This window comes from Pseudomonas pudica (assembly GCF_015680405.1).
Classification (GTDB): domain Bacteria; phylum Pseudomonadota; class Gammaproteobacteria; order Pseudomonadales; family Pseudomonadaceae; genus Aquipseudomonas; species Aquipseudomonas pudica.
Genome location: NZ_JADLJS010000001.1, coordinates 189871 through 206298 on the forward strand (window position 1 = coordinate 189871; position 16428 = coordinate 206298).

General features: G+C 57.5%; 19 protein-coding genes and 3 pseudogenes. 10 read left to right on the plus strand and 12 right to left on the minus strand.

What is annotated here, in order from left to right:
• Positions 1-28: 28 nt before the first annotated feature.
• The 4 genes and pseudogenes from IRZ77_RS00925 to IRZ77_RS00940 all read right to left on the minus strand — a co-directional run.
• On the minus strand, positions 29-334 hold the full coding sequence (locus IRZ77_RS00925; RefSeq protein ID WP_046614901.1) for an antibiotic biosynthesis monooxygenase family protein: 306 nt from the start codon (positions 332-334) through the stop codon (positions 29-31).
• A complete protein-coding gene (locus tag IRZ77_RS00930; protein ID WP_196172684.1) occupies positions 331-1302 on the minus strand; it encodes a zinc-dependent alcohol dehydrogenase family protein in 972 nt (323 codons plus the stop codon). The genes IRZ77_RS00925 and IRZ77_RS00930 overlap by 4 nt, the downstream gene beginning before the upstream one ends.
• A gap of 63 nt (positions 1303-1365) precedes the next feature.
• Positions 1366-1668: an ArsR/SmtB family transcription factor gene (locus IRZ77_RS00935; protein WP_003256877.1), complete on the minus strand. Its 303-nt coding sequence runs from the start codon at positions 1666-1668 to the stop codon at positions 1366-1368.
• A gap of 71 nt (positions 1669-1739) precedes the next feature.
• Positions 1740-2108: pseudogene (locus IRZ77_RS00940) on the minus strand (LysR substrate-binding domain-containing protein); the annotation flags it as partial.
• On the opposite strand from IRZ77_RS00940, the pseudogene IRZ77_RS00945 reads away from it, so the two are divergent.
• Both IRZ77_RS00945 and IRZ77_RS00950 read left to right on the plus strand, forming a co-directional pair.
• Positions 2098-2454: pseudogene (locus IRZ77_RS00945) on the plus strand (EamA family transporter); the annotation flags it as partial. The pseudogenes IRZ77_RS00940 and IRZ77_RS00945 sit on opposite strands and share 11 nt — an antisense overlap.
• 175 nt (positions 2455-2629) lie before the next feature.
• Positions 2630-4084: an MFS transporter gene (locus IRZ77_RS00950; protein WP_196172685.1), complete on the plus strand. Its 1455-nt coding sequence runs from the start codon at positions 2630-2632 to the stop codon at positions 4082-4084.
• A gap of 14 nt (positions 4085-4098) precedes the next feature.
• On the opposite strand, the gene IRZ77_RS00955 is transcribed toward IRZ77_RS00950, so the two are convergent.
• Complete coding sequence (locus IRZ77_RS00955; protein ID WP_046614898.1) at positions 4099-4950, minus strand: LysR family transcriptional regulator; 852 nt, start codon at positions 4948-4950, stop codon at positions 4099-4101.
• A gap of 337 nt (positions 4951-5287) precedes the next feature.
• Here IRZ77_RS00955 and IRZ77_RS00960 point away from each other — a divergent pair.
• The 3 genes and pseudogenes from IRZ77_RS00960 (at position 5288) to IRZ77_RS00965 (ending at position 6023) form a co-directional block, all read left to right on the plus strand.
• Positions 5288-5496, plus strand: a pseudogene (locus IRZ77_RS00960) (hypothetical protein).
• Positions 5497-5508: 12 nt separating this feature from the next.
• Positions 5509-5718, plus strand: a complete 210-nt coding sequence (locus tag IRZ77_RS26825; RefSeq protein ID WP_080958456.1) for a hypothetical protein — start codon at positions 5509-5511, stop codon at positions 5716-5718.
• A 56-nt stretch (positions 5719-5774) separates the two neighbouring features.
• Positions 5775-6023: a hypothetical protein gene (locus IRZ77_RS00965; protein WP_196172686.1), complete on the plus strand. Its 249-nt coding sequence runs from the start codon at positions 5775-5777 to the stop codon at positions 6021-6023.
• 100 nt (positions 6024-6123) lie between these two features.
• Here the strand turns inward: IRZ77_RS00965 and IRZ77_RS00970 are convergent, their stop codons facing one another.
• Together IRZ77_RS00970 and IRZ77_RS00975 are read right to left on the minus strand one after the other, a co-directional pair.
• Positions 6124-7071 (minus strand): aromatic alcohol reductase, encoded by a 948-nt coding sequence (locus tag IRZ77_RS00970; RefSeq protein ID WP_196172687.1) that lies wholly within the window; start codon positions 7069-7071, stop codon positions 6124-6126.
• A 207-nt stretch (positions 7072-7278) separates the two neighbouring features.
• Positions 7279-8193, minus strand: coding sequence for a LysR family transcriptional regulator (locus IRZ77_RS00975; RefSeq protein WP_135002301.1), 915 nt, complete (start codon positions 8191-8193; stop codon positions 7279-7281).
• 223 nt (positions 8194-8416) lie between these two features.
• Between IRZ77_RS00975 and IRZ77_RS00980 the strand changes: the two genes are divergently transcribed.
• From IRZ77_RS00980 to IRZ77_RS00990, 3 genes are read left to right on the plus strand one after another with little or no spacing between them, the layout of a single operon-like run.
• Entirely contained in the window at positions 8417-8632 is a 216-nt protein-coding gene (locus tag IRZ77_RS00980; RefSeq protein WP_196172689.1) for a tautomerase family protein, read from the plus strand.
• Positions 8629-9285 carry a DsbA family oxidoreductase gene (locus IRZ77_RS00985; protein WP_196172691.1) on the plus strand — a complete coding sequence of 219 codons (657 nt, stop codon included), beginning with the start codon at positions 8629-8631 and terminating at the stop codon, positions 9283-9285. The genes IRZ77_RS00980 and IRZ77_RS00985 overlap by 4 nt, the downstream gene beginning before the upstream one ends.
• A gap of 28 nt (positions 9286-9313) precedes the next feature.
• A complete protein-coding gene (locus IRZ77_RS00990) occupies positions 9314-10024 on the plus strand; it encodes an SDR family NAD(P)-dependent oxidoreductase (protein ID WP_196172693.1) in 711 nt (236 codons plus the stop codon).
• Between the two features lie 319 nt (positions 10025-10343).
• Here the strand turns inward: IRZ77_RS00990 and acuI are convergent, their stop codons facing one another.
• Positions 10344-11327, minus strand: coding sequence for an acrylyl-CoA reductase (NADPH) (gene acuI, locus IRZ77_RS00995; RefSeq protein ID WP_046614891.1), 984 nt, complete (start codon positions 11325-11327; stop codon positions 10344-10346).
• Between the two features lie 45 nt (positions 11328-11372).
• The gene (gene acuR, locus IRZ77_RS01000; protein ID WP_046614890.1) at positions 11373-12005 is read right to left on the minus strand and encodes an acrylate utilization transcriptional regulator AcuR; all 633 of its coding nucleotides are present in this window, start codon (positions 12003-12005) and stop codon (positions 11373-11375) included.
• 116 nt (positions 12006-12121) lie between these two features.
• Between acuR and IRZ77_RS01005 the strand changes: the two genes are divergently transcribed.
• Positions 12122-13045 carry a LysR family transcriptional regulator gene (locus IRZ77_RS01005; RefSeq protein WP_046614889.1) on the plus strand — a complete coding sequence of 308 codons (924 nt, stop codon included), beginning with the start codon at positions 12122-12124 and terminating at the stop codon, positions 13043-13045.
• Between the two features lie 221 nt (positions 13046-13266).
• Here IRZ77_RS01005 and IRZ77_RS01010 read toward each other — a convergent pair whose 3' ends face one another.
• Positions 13267-14475 (minus strand): MFS transporter, encoded by a 1209-nt coding sequence (locus IRZ77_RS01010; protein ID WP_046614888.1) that lies wholly within the window; start codon positions 14473-14475, stop codon positions 13267-13269.
• 15 nt (positions 14476-14490) lie between these two features.
• On the minus strand, positions 14491-15114 hold the full coding sequence (locus tag IRZ77_RS01015) for an isochorismatase family cysteine hydrolase (protein WP_046614887.1): 624 nt from the start codon (positions 15112-15114) through the stop codon (positions 14491-14493).
• Positions 15115-15321: 207 nt separating this feature from the next.
• On the opposite strand from IRZ77_RS01015, the gene IRZ77_RS01020 reads away from it, so the two are divergent.
• Positions 15322-15819, plus strand: a complete 498-nt coding sequence (locus tag IRZ77_RS01020; RefSeq protein ID WP_046614886.1) for a winged helix-turn-helix transcriptional regulator — start codon at positions 15322-15324, stop codon at positions 15817-15819.
• A gap of 97 nt (positions 15820-15916) precedes the next feature.
• On the opposite strand, the gene IRZ77_RS01025 is transcribed toward IRZ77_RS01020, so the two are convergent.
• Positions 15917-16291: an MFS transporter gene (locus IRZ77_RS01025; protein ID WP_046614885.1), complete on the minus strand. Its 375-nt coding sequence runs from the start codon at positions 16289-16291 to the stop codon at positions 15917-15919.
• Between the last annotated feature and the right edge of the window lie 137 nt (positions 16292-16428).

Genomic DNA, 16428 nt, shown 5'->3' on the forward strand with positions numbered 1-16428 from the left:
GGCCTTGCTCGCCCCCCCTGTAAGTCGATCAAACACCCGTGGGAAAGCCGGCACCGTCCACATGATAAACCTGCGGTTCTTCCGACAAGTACGGCGCCAGCCCCAGCATGAACAGGCGATGGTCTTCACTGGCTTCGAAACCAGGCGTGTGGTCTGCAAGTGACGCCCAATGCACGATCAGGTTGAATACGTGTGGCGTCTCTACCCCCTGCGCCAGCATGTGCCCGCCGTAGCCCTTGGCGCGAGTGAGCAAAGGCGCGACCTCGGCAAATGCCTCCCTGAACGCTTCGATGTGTTGCGAATGAACGGGAAGCAGAGCGATTTCATAGATCATGGCAATTCCTCGACAACGGCGATGGCGATCTTTCCCTGGATACCGTTATTGGGGCTCTCCAGACGGGCATGGGCCAGCGCTATGTCGCGAAGGGAGTAGACGGCGCCGATATGCGGCCGCAGTTGCCCACGCGCCACCAACGCACTCAACTCATCGAGCTTGCCGCGGTTCTGGCGGGTGAACACGAAGTGGTAACTGGCGTTCTTGCCCCAGGCCTGGATGAGGTTCTGTGGTTGTGCCGTATCCACGATCGACACGACGCGGCCCAGTTGTGCAAGCACATCAGGGCTACCTGCCAAGGTGTTGCCTCCGATGCTGTCGAACACCACATCGACACCTTGTCCGTTAGTCTCCCGCATCACGGAAGCAACGTAGTCTTCTTTTTCGTAATCGATGACCACGTCGGCGCCCAGCCCACGTACGAATTCAGCGTTGGTCTCGCGCACCGTGGTGAACACCCGTGCGCCCATGGCTTTGGCCAGCTGGATCGCCACATGACCGACGCCCCCTGCACCGCCGTGTATGAGGATGCTTTCCCCCACTCGAAGCGCCGCACGCACGACCAGTGCTTCCCACACCGTGCCACCGACCAGGCTCAGGCTAGCCGCCTGCAGATGGCTCAGTGACGCAGGCTTCCGGGCGATAATGCTTTCGGCTGCCACGTGGTACTCGGCATAACTCCCCGGCCCGCCGAATATCTGCGGCGTGTACCAGACTTCGTCTCCTGGAGCGAAGGCCGTCACGCCCGCACCAACGGCTTCTACAACCCCCGACACATCATGCCCGGTAATTGCGGGCAGCTGCACCAGGTCGTGATAGTCACCACGGCGGACTTGATAATCCAACGGGTTGATGGATGTTGCGTGTACCCGGACCAGCACCTGTCCCGCCAGCGGTACAGGCTTCGGCACCTCGCAGAGCTCGAAGGCATCTGCCCCGCCGTAGGATTTGAGCAACATCGCCTTCACGGTAAACCTCCATATCTGGAATAAGGGATATCGAGATATCTCGATATAATGCAGCAAAAATAGTTACAGGTCTTTCCCGATGATCTCGGCAAGCGCGCTGATGGCGGCTTCATTGCGTTTGTAATATGTCCACTGGCCTATGCGCCGGACCTCAACCAAACCCACCCGTTGCAGCGTTGCGAGGTAACTCGACACCGTAGACTGCGAAAGCCCTATGCCTTCCTGGATACTGCTGACGCACACGCCCACCGTCAGAACGTCCCCTTCGTCTTGGGGAGGGAAGTTCTTTGCGGGATCCTTCAACCCCTTCAGTATCTGAAGGCGTATCGGGTTCGACAGGGCTTTGAAGACTTCTAGCAATTCCATGACGCGAGGATATCGAGATTCTTCGATAAGTCAATACCCGCTGGCGGCGCATCGAAGCGTCCGCCCCTTGCTTACAACCGAAACGATTGCCGCATTGCCCGCGCCAGCAAAGTCACGGCGCCGTCCCCGCCCGATGCCGGGCTGCGCACGAACAGGATGTCGTGGTCGGGAATGGCCGGCAGCCCCTCGAGGATCTGCATGCGCTCGGTGACCTTGGCCCGGTCGATCACACTGATGGCCAAGCCGGCTTCCACACAGGCCTTGACGGCCTGGTTGGAGTGGCTTTCAAGGATAATGCGCGATCGGCGTCCCGAGGCCTTGAGTGATTCGACCATGGCCTCACGGTAGGGGCATTGCAAGGCATGGGCAGCCAGCGGCAACGGGTCGCGCAGGACCGCCGCCGCGTTCATCGGCCCGACCCAGACCGGTTTCGTCTCCAGTTTCGCCTTCGCGGCCATCGAAGGCAGCCAACGCAGCCTGGCACCGGTTGCCAGCGCAGGCTTTGCACTGAGCGTGTCGTGGACCGTGGCCCTGTCGACGCTTGGCGGCTATGGGCTGTACTGGGCCTGCCTGCGCAGGTCCTCAGCCACCCGCGTCGCCAGCGTGCTGTACCTCAGCCCACCGATCACCCTGCTCTGGGCCTGGGCGATGTTCGATGAGCCGTTGTCCTGGCAGATGGCAGCGGGAATGGCGCTGTCGGCGGTCGGTATCTGGCTGGTGGTACGCGCCGAGGCCCGGCAAGCCGACCGCGATGACCGCAAGCCCAACCACCCTACCCCGCGCTGAGGTGACGGCGCCACTGACAGCGATGAACCTTGCCCGTGCAGTTTCGTAAGGCGCGAGCCAGGGTGTGATCCCCTAGAGTGTGGCCCATCGGCCAGGCACGAGCGGGCGACAGCCCTGTTCCAGAAAATCCTGGCCTGCACGGTATCGAACCCGAGTTACCACACAGGTGCCTGTCATGTCTCGAATCGAAAGCGAAGCCAGCGAACCCCGGCGCTGGTTGATGTTCGCCATCTTGCTGGTCGGTGCGTTTCTGCCTCCGCTGGATTTCTTCATCGTCAACGTCGCGCTGCCCTCGATACAGGCCGACCTGGGCACAGGTGCCTCTGCCGAGCAGCTGGTGATCGCATCCTACGCGACGCTCTATGCCGTAACGCTGATCACTGGCGGGCGCCTTGGCGACCTGTATGGGCGCGGGCGGATGTTCTTCGTCGGCCTGCTGGGCTTCGCCGCTGCCTCGCTGCTGTGCGGCGTGGCGACTGCGCCATGGGTACTGGTGCTCGGGCGCGCCTTGCAGGGCGTTAGCGCTGCCGTGATGGCGCCGCAGGCACTCGCCTCGGTACAGACGATTTTTCCGGCAGCGGAAAAGTCATTGGCCCTGAGCCTGTACGGGGCTGTGTTTGGCCTGGCGTCAGTGTTCGGCCAGGCGCTGGGTGGCGTGCTGATTGCGCTCGACCTGTTCGGCATGGGCTGGCGCGCGATATTCCTGGTCAACCTGCCGATTGCATTGCTGGTGATTGCATTCGGTATCCCCGTGCTCAAGGACACCCGTGCGCTGCAGGCGAGCAAGCTGGACCTGGTGGGCACGGCGTTGTCGATGCTGGCCCTCGGCGCCCTGGTCGTGCCGTTGATCGAGGGCCGCGAAGCGGGATGGCCTTGGTGGGCGGTGCTGTCGCTCGCCGCAGCGCCTGTACTGGGGGCGTTGTTCTGGCGCTACGAGGCGCGCCTGCACCGCACCGGCGGAACCCCTTTGCTGGCCCCGGCCGCGCTGCAAGCCCACGGGCTGGGCCGGGCGTTATTGGTAGCGCTGTGCTTCTACGCCATTGGCGTGTTCTTCCTGCTGTTTTCGATCTACCTGCAAGGCGCACTGCATATGACCGCACTGCATGCCGGCCTGGTCTTCCTGCCGTTCGGCGCCGGCTTCCTGATCGGCCCGCTCTCGGTTCCCCTGCTCAGGCGCGTCCTCGGCGGTTACCTGAACCCCGTAGGCATGGGGCTGGAGGTGATCGGGTTGCTATGGCTGGGTTGGCTGATGTCGGTGACTGCGCCTGGCCTTGCCCCGCCCTTCACGTCCGTGACGGCCACTCTGTTCCTGATCGGGCTGGGACAAGGGCTGGCCTTGCCGACCTTGATGCGCCTGGTCACGGGCCGGGTCGCACCGGCATATGCCGGAATGATCGCAGGCATCACCAGTGCGACCTTGCAGATCAGCACCTCGCTGAGCGTAGCCCTCATCGGCGGCGTTTTCTACAGCCTGCTTGGTGAGCAGGCAACGGCCGCCCGCATCACCCACGCCTTCATGATCGCCGTGCTGTGCATGGCCGCCTGCCTGGCCGTGGGAGTTGCGCTGAGCCTGACGTTGGCGCGACAGCCGGCACCACTGGCGGAGGCAGCGGCGATGCGCCCGAGCTGAGCGTCGGCAACCTGCTACCCCGTGCCAATCATGCTGGAGGCAAGGTCGGCCAGGGCGCGCAGCCGGTCCAGCTGGCGCATGTCGCGGTGATAGCCCATCCAGATGTCCCGCCCCGGGGGTGGCTGGTGCTCATCCAGCAGCCGCAGGCCCGGCACCGCGTCGCCGAGCACGCGTGGCAACACGGCGACCCCAAGCCCTTGCGCGCACATCTGCGCCTGGACCGTCCGGCTGCTGCTCGTGAACACGGTGCGGGCCAGCGGGTAGCGCTGCTGTAGCCAGTGCACATCCGGGTAATGGGCCTGGGCAACGTTCATCAGGATCAACCCCAGCCCCTCGCCGCCCGGTTGTGGCGCCGGAGCATGCAACGCGGTGTAGAGCCCGTACGGCAAGGTCGTCAGCTTGCGCTGGACGATGTCGGGTTCGGTGAAGGGCACGATGCGAAAAGCGATGTCGGCATCGCGGCGGGCAAGGTCGAACAGCCGATGCCCGGCGATGACTTCGGGCACGATCAACGGATACCGCCGTGCCAGTTCGGCCAGCACCGGCGACAGCACATGGCAGGCGAACCAGTCGGCCGAGGAGATGCGCAACAGCCCCTCCGGCTGATCGCCATGCCCCGCCAGGCGACGTTCGATGGCCAGGGCACTGTGCTCCATGGCGAGGGCCAGGTCGAGAATCCGCTCGCCATTGTCGGTGAGCACCAGCCCTTGGGCAGTGCGCAGGAAAAACGCTTGCCCACTGGCCTGTTCGAGCACCTGCAAGCGTCGCCCGACCGTCGGGTGACTGACCTCCAGCGCCCTGGCGGCCCCTCCCAACGAGCCACTGCGAGCAATCGCCAGGAAGATCCGCATGTCACTCCAGTCCATGCTGCCCTCCCGTGCCAGAATGAGTGATGAGGGTGCAACAATGACGGCGTGGCTGCAATCCCCTGAGCGGCTGCCATTCCTGTGCGGTACCGGTGGCAGCCGCGGTTGCCGGCGATGAGGCCGGTACTGACCACAGAGGATTGGACAGTTATCCGCTTTAGGTCGAAAGCTGCCGTACGCGACAGGCCGCTATCGACCCAAAGCGGACACTGATCCAAAGCTCTGGTGTCCGTGCAGGCCTCATGATTATCAAGAGTCCGTACCTTTGGAGTGAGTTTGCCATCAATGTGCCGCTCTCGCCCTGATTTAACATTCGGTATCAAGAAGCACCATGGCTGTGAAACGCACATTAGAGGGAATGGTCGAAGCAGGCGAGCCGCTGATGCGGCAAGCGCTTCAAGCTATCCGCGATGCTCAAGCAGCGGAGACCTTAGGGTTGGCAAAGCATGAGTTAGAGCGCCTTCACTACTGGCGGACTCGCTTTATCAGGCCGTCATTGACGTTCAGCTTGTGAACGCCGGTATGCCACCTTCGATCATTCACTAAGGTGCCTTCGTCATGACACAAAAATTGCCCATCCTTGCTCCCGACCATCAGCTGTACACTGATGCTGTCGATGCGATGCAACGATACCATAAGGCTCAAGCTTCGGCTCGACCCGGGGATGAAATCGAGCGGCTACGTCAAATAGCGGAGTCGCAATTTCGAGCTGTAAACGAGTACCAGCTCAGAGCTATGGGTCGTCATTCTTCAGGCTTCATCAACTGAATATTCGAAGATTGTTTCTCGATGACAGAAGTTAGGAACAAAGGAAAGCTGACTCAATGAGCATACTGGGCGACAGGCAGATCACGATTCCATCTCCTTACGTGGATAGCGTTTTAGCGATGATTGAGCAGCATTTAGTCGAGCTGAGTGCCACCATTGAGGATGACAACGAAAGCAATCCGACGCGACGTGAAATGGCCGCATTTCGACATATGGCACAGCAGCTCGGTTACGATTTTAAATTTGTTACTAATGCGAATGGTTTCTTCTCCGTATCACGGATCGCTCTGCAGTCCAAACGCTAAAGCTAGAAAAAAGCGGGTATAGAATTCGGCGACTGCTACCGCTTTAAGCAAAAAAGCTTTAACTGCTGTATTTGGCAAGCGATAGCAGTCATAAGTTGAGCTATACCGCTGCGTTGGATTTAAGCCAATCTGCTATAGTAGAAACTTTTACATTTTCCATATAGTTATAAGATACCTCTTTTTTCCACGCTACACCAGCGCCGTTGTCGTTGCCTTGCGCGAATACCAGTCGATATCTTTTCAAAACATTGGCGGGATCCTTTTTGAGCTCGTCCTGCAAGAAAGGAATCGTCCAAACATTCCTTGCAACGGAACAATCCAGCGCCTCATCTACGAGATCTGCCAGCTGACGATAGGAAACGGTATCGCCCGCAGTGTAGATTACTTTGCTGGTAATTTCAGGCTCGGAAAGTACTGCTTTCGCTGTCAACTTACCAATGTCTTGAGGCGTGGTGACAGTAACGGACGTATCCCAGTCGCCAAGTGCATTAACTGTTTTGCTTTCGAGATCTACGACACCAAAGGATGGCTCGAAGAGAAAGCTTGTGAACATACCAGTAGAAATAATCGTCCAGTCGATCCTGCTTTGTGAGCGCAATAGATCACGAACATCAAGTTGCTCGTCGAAGAGTGGCTGAGCGCTACCGCGCCCGATCACGTCGTAGTCAACACCAAACTGCCAAGGATAGTATTTTCTGATACCTGACTCGATAGCTGCCAAGGCCAGCTTTAGCTGAGTGCCTGGACCAGCAGCAAAGCCTACGCAACTAACCACTACCTCAAATTTGGCAAAAGTTTCGGCGATGGTTTCCAGGTTGTCACCCACCACATCCCCCGCAATCACGCTAACCCCAAGAGCATCCAGTTCAGTGAGCAGTTGACTCCGTTGGCTTGAAGAACTGCTGGATGATGTCCTCAGCATTACCGAAACATCTGCCTTTCCGATGGCCACCCCTTGTGCAGATAACTCTCTCAGAACCTCTAGCCCCAATTCACCTGCGCCGAGCACGAGTATCTTGCGCTTGTTAAAAGTAGTCTCATTAGTCATAAAGCCACCTCGTTAGAACTGAAAACCCTCAGTATGAGCAGTCGGCGACTCTTGCAGTCGCTAGTCAGTTAAGGATTTTGGCCAAAAGCATTCATTATGTCTGTGCCGAAACTCGATTTCACAATTGCAAAAAGTCGAATTATGACCGTCGACCACTACCCCCATTTGGCTTTCAACGCTTGGTATGCAGTGAGGAGGTGTGATGGGTTAATTGCCTAGCCCTAATTTTGAGTTTTTAAACAGCTCAATGACCCAGTCTACAAACGACCTCAGCGTCGGTGAATGGTAGCTACTGTGGTGATACATCACTGAGATCGGCACGGGCGGCGCGGTATAACCCTCAAGCACCGAAACTAATCTGCCGGAATTCAAATGGGGCCAAGCCATGTAGCTGCCCACCCGTATCAGGCCAAGGCCTTCCAGCCCGCATGTCACATAGCCGTCTGTGTCATTTACGGTTAGCTTTTCAGGAACTCGAACAAAGACAGGAGCGTCGTTGATCACATAGTGCCATTCGATGGATCGCCCAGTCCTACTAGACAGGTAACCCACTGACTGATGCTTCTGCAAATCGTCCAAGGACCTGGGTACGCCATACGCTTCAAGGTACTGTGGAGAGGCGCACGTTACCCAGTCGAAACTGCCAATTTGCCGAGCTACCAGGCTTGCAGAGTCGAGCGGCACTCCGGTTCGGATCACGCAATCAATGCCTTCCTGCACCAGATCTACGGTCCTGTCACTCAGGCCGATAACCAATTCGACCTCAGGAAATCGCTGCTGATACTCGCGCACTGCAGGTAGAACGAAAAGACGACCTAAAGAATTCGAGATATCCACACGCAATCTGCCTCGCGGGGTGGCGTTCCCGCCCGGAAAGGTGGATTCCGCACGATCAATGTCCGCCAGCACCTGCCGACAATGACGGTAGTAATGCTCACCATCCGCTGTCAGGCTCAGCTGCCGTGTCGTCCGATTGAGCAAGCGGACCCCCAGGTAATCCTCAAGATTCTTGATCATGCGGGTGGCCGATGACGGCATGATCCCCAAGGCCTCAGCTGCTCTATTGAAGCTATTGGTCTCCACTACTCGGGCAAAAACCTGCATTGCTTGCAAACGATCCATCCCAACCCCTTCTTCTGTGCGAAGCACGACTGGCAGCTATAGCCTGCCATAGCTGGGCCCAGGCAGGTACCAGGCCAGAAAATCCTACCCAGTGCCCCGTGATTCGATACACGAGGTCACAAATGAAGTACCTCAGGGCATATTTATCAGTTTGCTCTGAATTCTTAAAGTTTCTCCATCAACTGCTCATCACCCAAATGCACACTTGATAGAGGAACTTCCCATGCCATTCATCAGCGTCCGCATCACTCGTGATGGTGTTACCCGAGAGCAAAAGGCTCAGGTAATAAAGGAAATTACTGAAACTATGGAGCGCGTGCTTCATAAAGACCCTAAGTTGACCCACATCGTGATCGAAGAAGTCGACACTGATAACTGGGGCTACTCCGGCATTACGACTACCGAGTACAGAAAGCAATTGTCGGAGTCAAAGTCATGAAGCACACGGTAAAAATCGACTTCGTTTCTGATGTCGTCTGCCCCTGGTGCGCACTGGGCTCGACTGCCTTGGACCAAGCCATCGCCAACGTAGCCGCCGAAATCGACGTCAAGTTGACGTTTAAACCGTTTGAGCTCAATCCCGATATGCCTGCCGAAGGTGAGGACGCCATCCAGCACATGATTCGCAAGTACGGAAGAACTGCGGAGCAGGTGGCGGCGCGTAATCAGATGATTGTTGAAAGAGGACGGGAGCTCGGCTTTGAGTTCAATCTCCAAAGTCGAACTCACTTTTTCAATACCCATGATGCACATCGCCTGCTGTTCTGGGCAGCGAACGAAGGGCTCCAAAGCGAGCTACACCGAGCGCTTATTGAGGCTTACTTCGTGAACGGGCAAAACCCTAGCAGTCATCAGACGTTGGTGGCGTTGGCTCAGAAAGTCGGTTTGAACGCCCAGCAAGCGCAGGTAGTACTTGAAAGCGGGCAATTCACCGATGAAGTCCGAGCGCTCGAAAATTTTTACTTGGACCGCGGCATAAACTCTGTACCCGCAATGGTACTGAACAATCGGCAAGTCGTCGCAGGCTCACAGTCTGTTGAGTATTACGAGCAAGTGTTAAGGCAGGCGGCACAAGCCGCTTCGTCTAACTGAAAACTTAATCCATCGTAGAGGAAATATCATGAGCAATAATCAAAAAGTCATCATCGTAACTGGCGCATCTCAAGGCATTGGTGCAGGTGTAGTGAAAGGGTTCCGAGCCCTCGGCCACAAAGTGGTAGCGACTTCGCGCTCCATTCAACCATCGACCGATACAGATATCCTGACTGTTGCCGGTGATATTGCGGATCCGGCCACAGCGGAACGAGTTGTGCGCGAAGCCGTGGCCCGCTTCGGGCGCATCGATACGCTCGTCAACAACGCCGGGATTTTCGTCGCCAAACCATTCACCAGCTACACCAAAGAAGACTATGCGCAGGTCGTTGCGACCAATATGAGCGGCTTCTTCTACATTTCCCAGCTCGCCATAGCGGAAATGGAAAAGAATGGTAGCGGGCATGTGGTCAGCGTCACCACCAGCCTGGTTGACCACGCAATCGACGGCGTTCCGTCGGTAATGGCATCCCTCACCAAAGGTGGCATCAACGCTGCCACCAAATCGATCGCGATTGAGTATGCCAAGCGAGGCATCCGCGCTAACGCCGTGTCGCCTGGCATCATCAAGACCCCAATGCATGGCGCCGAAACTCACGATGCCCTGGGCAAGCTGCATCCCGTCGGTCACATGGGCGAGATCAACGACATCGTTCAAGCGATTCTCTACTTGGACAGCGCTTCGTTTGTCACTGGCGAGATCCTGCACGTCGACGGCGGTCAGAGCGCAGGCCATTGATTGACAGAATGCTCATCACCGGCACATTCCGGTGATGAGCAGTTTCTCTGTGAACACTGGTTTCTTAGAAATCGAATGCGCTGCGATAGGCATAAACGCCTGGTCCGCCGCCTGTGAACAGGAATAGTAGGTTAGCCCCCTCGACGAAATCTCCCGCAGCGATGTCATGAAGCATGCCGGCAAAGGCTTTTGCAGAGTAAACCGGATTAAGCAAGATACCTTCGGCCTTAGCTAGAGATGCAATTGCCTCAAGAGTGATCCAGCCCCCAACACGGAGGGCTGGCCTCTTTGAAAGCATCGAGCGTGTTTGGGCTATGGATTAAACGCTGGTATCAACAACGAGGCGTCCGCGAATCTTTCCAGCCAAAAGGTCATCTGCAACAGGGATGACTTCTGAAAGCGGTACTTCCCGTGTTAACTGCCCCAGAACCGACAGATCCAGTTCCGCGTTCAATCGAGCCCATGCCTCGACTCGTTCGGCGTATGGACGTGTCACGCTGTTGATCCCCAAGAGGCTCACCCCCCTCAGAATGAAGGGTGCTACTGTCGCCGGGAAATCCATACCCTGTGCCAGGCCACAGGCGGCAACCCAGCCGTCGGCTTTGGTCTGAGCACATACGTTCGCAAGGGTGTGACTTCCAACCGAGTCAATCGCCGCTGTCCAGCGCTCTTTGCCCAAAGGCTTACCAGGTGTAGATAACGTGTTTCGATCAATCACTTCCGTCGCGCCCAGCCGGACCAAGTGGTCTGCCTCATCTAACCGGCCGGTCGAGGCAATGACCTGATACCCTCGGGCGGCCAGCAGCGCTACGGCAATGCTGCCGACGCCACCATTCGCCCCGGTTACCAAAACAGGCCCTGCATCAGGCTTTAGCCCGGCGCGCTCCAGGGCTATCAGGCTAAGCATGGATGTGTAACCCGCGGTGCCTATCGCCATGGCGTTATGGGGTGTCATCCCCTGCGGAAGAGGAATCAGCCAATCTGCGCTCACCCGGGCCTTCTGGGACAGGCCGCCCCAATGACTTTCCCCAACACCCCAGCCGTTGAGTAAAACAGAATCGCCTTCGCGATAGCGGCTGTCTTCGCTGCGCTCCACCACCCCTACAAGATCAATCCCCGGAATCATGGGAAAGTGCCGGGCGATCGGGCTCCGGCTTGTGATGCAAAGGGCATCTTTGTAGTTCAGCGTACTGTGAGAAACCGCAACGGTGACACTGCCGGCTGGCAATTGGTCATCGGATAGCTCTCTGTAATGGGCCTGCTTAGCGCCTTCCTGGTTCTCCACAACGACTGCATTGAACATAGCGACTCCTTTTAGACCGGCTGTCTAGTAATCGACGATAAAAACTCACCGGGCAATGCCGGCGAGAAATCCCCTGACGAAGATCGACAGTGGGTGGCCACTTTCGCAGAGACGTGCGCGCGTGATTGCGCCCTCCCAGCCAATCCAGAAGAAAGCCGCCAGTTGTTCACACTCCACGGACTGGGCTATTGATAGGTTGGCCTGCGCTTCCTGAAGGCATTGGCTGAGCAGTGCCTCCCAGTCTCGAAAAATCTTCTCTATCTGATCGCGAAAATCATCGGGCAGCAAAGTCACTTCCTGGCCGAGATTGCCTACCAGGCAGCCGCGACGCCAGTTGTACTTTTCCATGCCGATGAGCGACTCCTGCAGCAAATCTTGAATGCGCTCCAACGGCTCTCGATGGGGGTTGAGCAGGATTCGGCGCAGGCGGCGCTCAAAGAACTTTCCGTATTCAGCGAGGACCTCACGCCCGAAGGCATCCTTGCTGTCGAAATAGTGGTAGAAGGACCCTTTCGGTACGGAAACCCGTTTGAGTACCTGTTCAATACCCGTAGTGTTGAACCCTTGCTCGGTCAGCAATTCCACGCCACAACGGATCAATGCACGCCGGGTATCGGGATCGCTACGCGAGATTTTTGGGGGGCGCCCGCGCCTGGGGGCTTTCATTGGAATGTCCATCCAAGGATAATTAGACCGAGCAGTCTAAATGTCAAGCAGCGCTCTCAGGTCAGTGTATCTGCCTACTGCAGAGTCCGGCACCCAGACTCCTACCAGCCCCCGTAAGGATAAATCCTATGAAGCGGCATTTTGACGATTTGCAGTTGGGAAGTATTGAGCTGTTTTGCCTGTCCGCAGAAGCGGGCAGCTTTACTGCCGCAGCTCAGCTCGCTGGCGTTACTCCGGCCGCAGTAAGCAGGTCGATCCTTCGCCTGGAAAAAAGGCTTGGCTCTCGGCTGTTTGCAAGGACTACCCGAAGCATCCGATTGACCGATGCGGGAAAGGATTTTTTCGAGCAGTGCAGCCAGGCGCTCACGCAACTGGTGGAGGCCCAGCAGGCAGTTATGGGCGCTCAAGCAACACCTTCAGGCCGCCTTCGTATCAGCCTGCCTACGACCTATGGGCACCACCGCATCCTGCCGTTGCTGCCAAAATTTCGAGAGCTTTATCCTGAGGTAACCGTTGATATCCACCTCGGTAATCGAAATATCGACTTCGTTGCAGAAGGGTACGATCTGGCGATTCGAGTACGAGCTCAGCCTGACTCCACGATGATTGCGAGATTGCTGGAGGATGCCAAGTTGGTTGTCGTAGCGTCTCCGGCCTACCTGGAGAAAGTCGGGACACCGCATACCTTGCAGGACCTGGACCAGCATGAATGCATTCAATTTGAGCTTCCGAGTAGCGGGCGGCGTATCTCTTGGCTGTTCCAAGAGGACGGTCGAGAGCGTGAGGTATTCACTGCTGGAAGCTATTCCTGTTCCGACGACGTGCTGGGCGGAGTGACACTTGCCAGGAACGGTGCCGGATTATTCCAAACCTACAAATTCATCGTGGAACAAGAGCTCGCTGATGGGCGACTCGTCGAAGTCTTGAAACCGTTTAGTGGGCGATCAAGGCCGTACACGTTGTTGTACCCTCAAGGTCGTCACATCCCGCAGAGGGTGCGCGCTTTTGTGGATTTCCTGGTTCAGTATCGCGAAAAGTGGGCTTCGCTCTAGCACGAAAGTTGGTCCCCGTTCCGTGTTCGAGTAGGGGCGAACGAAACACGACGCAGGATCCCCATCCAGTTTTGAGAGCTTAATGGGGAGCCAAGCGGATTGGATGCCTCGATTCTTGGATGAGTGTTGCCCCAGCCTGGGAGTTGAATGCCAGCTTACGGCATGGCTGGAAGCCTAAGCAAACCAGCAAAAGATGCGCTGTCCAGTCGTCTTTTAATCGCTCAGAGGCGAACCTCGCCCATCGTCGAGCTCAATTCACGGGGTGCAAGCGCATTGATAACTGTGGCCGCTAAAGACAGCAGAATGCCAACCGCGGCAAGGCCGATCCAGCCGGCCTCGTGCACGCCATAATTCCCCAATGCGGCGCCGATCGCTCCCCCCAGAAAATACGACCCCATGAATACGGTATTTAGCCGACTTCTGGCCTCGGTCCCCAGGGTGAATACGCGTGCCTGGTTGGCAACCAGCCCAGCACGATTGCCCAGGTCCAGCAGCACCATGCCGAGGATCAGCCAGCCAAGATGTTGCCCGCCCGCTGCAATGCAGGCGAAGCCCAGGACGAGGGTCATCGCGCCGGCTAGAACCATGGTGTGTCTGCCCAGGCGATCGGTCAGCGTGCCAATACAAGGTGACGCAACGATGCCCAACAACGCGACCAGGCCAAAGAGACCAATGGTAGCAGAGTCGAGTCCGTATGGAGGTTGTGCCAATAGCGCGGCAAGCGAAGCCCACAGCGCACTGAATGCAGCGAACATAAATAGGCCGCTCGCCGCGCAGTAACGCAGCACGCTTTCCTGTTTGACCAGGCTGCCTAACGAACCCAAGAGCCGCCCGTAGCTTATCGTCTGCAGACTCGCGGTGGCGGGCAGGCGCTTGGCAACGATGAACAGCAGTAGGACATCGCTGAGCGAGGCCAGCACGAAGACGACTCTCCACCCCACATGTGCACCGGCGAAGCCCCCGAGCATGCGGGCCAGTAACAGGCCTGCCGAGAGGCCGCTGAGCAGGCTCCCTACGATTCGACCTCGCTCAGCCGGAGTGGCCAACCCCGACAGACAGGGAATGATGAGCTGCGCAGTAATCGCCGTCACCCCGACCAGAAGGCTGCTTATGTACAGCATCATGAAAGTCGGTGATACCGCGCAAAGAAGTAAGGCAACGGCATTTCCCGCGATAGCCAGCAGCGCGAGTTGGCGTGGTTGTCGGCAATCGGCGAGTGGCACGATGAACAGCAGGCCTAGCGCATAGCCAAGCTGCGTCAGCGTGGCGACCAGGCCGGCCTGTGTCGGCGCCATGCCAAACGACGCTGCCATCTGCGGCAGAAGCGGCTGATGGTAGTAGATGGTCGAGACCGCCAGCGCGCAGCACAGAGCCATAAGCGTGACAAGGCGGCTGGAAACTCCCATTGGTGATGCGCAAGAGGCAGACATGACGCAGCTCCTTCACTACTGTTGCAAAGTCTGCACGAGCCCGCAGGTGTCGACGATGCTGTGCGCAAACGTCGGCCCGTTCAGTTCGTGCGCCGCGTGCATCATTTCCTTGCTGAAAGCGGCAGTCGCATCGCGGACCAGCGTGACGTGATAACCCAACTCCATGGCGAAGCGTGCGGTCGATTCGATGCAGGTGTTCGCCAGCAGGCCTACGACGATTACATGTGTTATGCCTCGTTGCTTCAGCTGGAAATCGAGGTCGGTATTGGCGAACCCGCTTTGTCCCCAGTGTTCCTGGATGATGATGTCGCCCTCCTGTGGCACGAAGTCGGGATGCCATTCGCCGCCCCAGGACCCCTTGGCAAAGGTGTGACGTTCCTGGATCAGGCGCTGGGTGGGATTGGGGTGATCCCAGCGGGTGTAGTCGCCGGGCTGCCAGCGCCTATGAGGCACGTAGTACACCTGAATTGCTTGTGCTCGCGCGGCGGCAACGGTCATGCGCAGGTTGTCGAGCAGTCGCACTTCATCCGCAACGCCTCTGAGCATGGAATAAAGCTTGCCGCCATCGGACAGGAAGTCGTTGTAGGGGTCGACCAGCAGCAGAGCGGTCCGCTCCGAGGCATACACAGGATGGGTCATAATGGTGCTCCAGGTGAGAGAGGCGTTCTGGGACGTTTGCTTTACCGGCAAATGCCGCGCTGCGACAGCGCATGCCGCAGAGGCTTCATATTAACTATGAAAATCATAGTGTCAACGAGGATGAGGCTTTGAGCGTTAATCCATGCAACATGGTTAATCTCGCTGCGTTACTATGAAAACAATAGTTTCTACGGAGAAAGCAGCGTGATGTCGATGCTGGACGTGACAAGCGATACGGTGTGCCCGGTGGCACGCTCGATGGATTTGGTGGGCGACAAATGGACCATTTTGGTCCTGCGTGAGCTGTACATGGGCGCGACACGCTTCGAGGAAATGCAGATCCAGACCACCGCTACGCCCCAGATGCTGACTTCGCGCCTGAAAGCGCTGGAGGCGAACGGTCTGGTCGAACGCCGGCCCTATAGCGAAAAGCCTCTGCGCTACGAATATCATCTGACCGACAAGGGCTGGGACTTCTATCCCGTGATCTACGCGCTACGCGCTTGGGGCGAGAAGTGGTGCAAGAACCCGGATGAGGGGTTGGCCGTGCATTTCGTGCACCGCGCCTGCGGCCTTGATGTGGGGGTGGCCAGCGTTTGTCCTCACTGCGGCGACGCTGTGGAACGCAAGGACTTGGAAGCGCTGATCAGCGATCGTTTTCTCGACGAACGCGAGTCTCGTCGTGAAGCCTTCAAGCGGAAGTAGCTGAGGCTAAGAGGCTTTCCTGTACTGACATGTTTGAATTGGAAGTGGACGCTATGAAGGGAAGCGAATAGCTGGGGTCTCGCTCAGTACCTGAAAACTAAGCGTCCTGAGCCTGAATGGTACCGGCAGGCTCCCTCTCTTCTTTCAATAGGATGATCAAAGCTGCTGCCAGGCCGGCAAGCATGATGGAGACGTACCATAAGGTAACGTACTCACCCGTGTGATCGAATATCCACCCTCTGAAAAATGCGCCGGATGCACCGCCGATCGCGTGCCCGGCAGAGAGTAGAACAAGCGATAGCCCTAAATTCCGTAGACCCAACCGGCTACCCATTAGGCTCGCCGTGACCGGAACCGTGGAGTAGTCAAAAATGCCAAACAAGACGGCGAATGCCAGCAACAGTTCATAGCTGTCACCAATAACCAGCAAAAGCCCGAAGCCGTTGCGCTGGGTACGGGTGCGAACCCACACATCGCTGCGTAGGGTAGTAAATGGGGCTCAATGACCCCACTGGTGATGAAACCTAGGCCGACTACCATCCATGCCGTCAGGGAAATGTTCTGTCTGGGCGGTGCATGGGGCGTCTCCGAATGTTGCCTCATGAATGC

Bases quoted from the DNA above. Each gene is read 5' to 3' on its own strand.
- IRZ77_RS00925 (WP_046614901.1), bottom strand. From the start codon at position 334: ATGATCTATGAAATCGCTCTGCTTCCCGTTCATTCGCAACACATCGAA.
- IRZ77_RS00935 (WP_003256877.1), bottom strand. From the start codon at position 1,668: ATGGAATTGCTAGAAGTCTTCAAAGCCCTGTCGAACCCGATACGCCTT.
- IRZ77_RS00950 (WP_196172685.1), top strand. From the start codon at position 2,630: ATGTCTCGAATCGAAAGCGAAGCCAGCGAACCCCGGCGCTGGTTGATG.
- IRZ77_RS00955 (WP_046614898.1), bottom strand. From the start codon at position 4,950: ATGGACTGGAGTGACATGCGGATCTTCCTGGCGATTGCTCGCAGTGGC.
- IRZ77_RS26825 (WP_080958456.1), top strand. From the start codon at position 5,509: ATGACACAAAAATTGCCCATCCTTGCTCCCGACCATCAGCTGTACACT.
- IRZ77_RS00965 (WP_196172686.1), top strand. From the start codon at position 5,775: ATGAGCATACTGGGCGACAGGCAGATCACGATTCCATCTCCTTACGTG.
- IRZ77_RS00970 (WP_196172687.1), bottom strand. From the start codon at position 7,071: ATGACTAATGAGACTACTTTTAACAAGCGCAAGATACTCGTGCTCGGC.
- IRZ77_RS00975 (WP_135002301.1), bottom strand. From the start codon at position 8,193: ATGGATCGTTTGCAAGCAATGCAGGTTTTTGCCCGAGTAGTGGAGACC.
- IRZ77_RS00980 (WP_196172689.1), top strand. From the start codon at position 8,417: ATGCCATTCATCAGCGTCCGCATCACTCGTGATGGTGTTACCCGAGAG.
- IRZ77_RS00985 (WP_196172691.1), top strand. From the start codon at position 8,629: ATGAAGCACACGGTAAAAATCGACTTCGTTTCTGATGTCGTCTGCCCC.
- IRZ77_RS00990 (WP_196172693.1), top strand. From the start codon at position 9,314: ATGAGCAATAATCAAAAAGTCATCATCGTAACTGGCGCATCTCAAGGC.
- acuI (WP_046614891.1), bottom strand. From the start codon at position 11,327: ATGTTCAATGCAGTCGTTGTGGAGAACCAGGAAGGCGCTAAGCAGGCC.
- acuR (WP_046614890.1), bottom strand. From the start codon at position 12,005: ATGGACATTCCAATGAAAGCCCCCAGGCGCGGGCGCCCCCCAAAAATC.
- IRZ77_RS01005 (WP_046614889.1), top strand. From the start codon at position 12,122: ATGAAGCGGCATTTTGACGATTTGCAGTTGGGAAGTATTGAGCTGTTT.
- IRZ77_RS01010 (WP_046614888.1), bottom strand. From the start codon at position 14,475: ATGTCTGCCTCTTGCGCATCACCAATGGGAGTTTCCAGCCGCCTTGTC.
- IRZ77_RS01015 (WP_046614887.1), bottom strand. From the start codon at position 15,114: ATGACCCATCCTGTGTATGCCTCGGAGCGGACCGCTCTGCTGCTGGTC.
- IRZ77_RS01020 (WP_046614886.1), top strand. From the start codon at position 15,322: ATGTCGATGCTGGACGTGACAAGCGATACGGTGTGCCCGGTGGCACGC.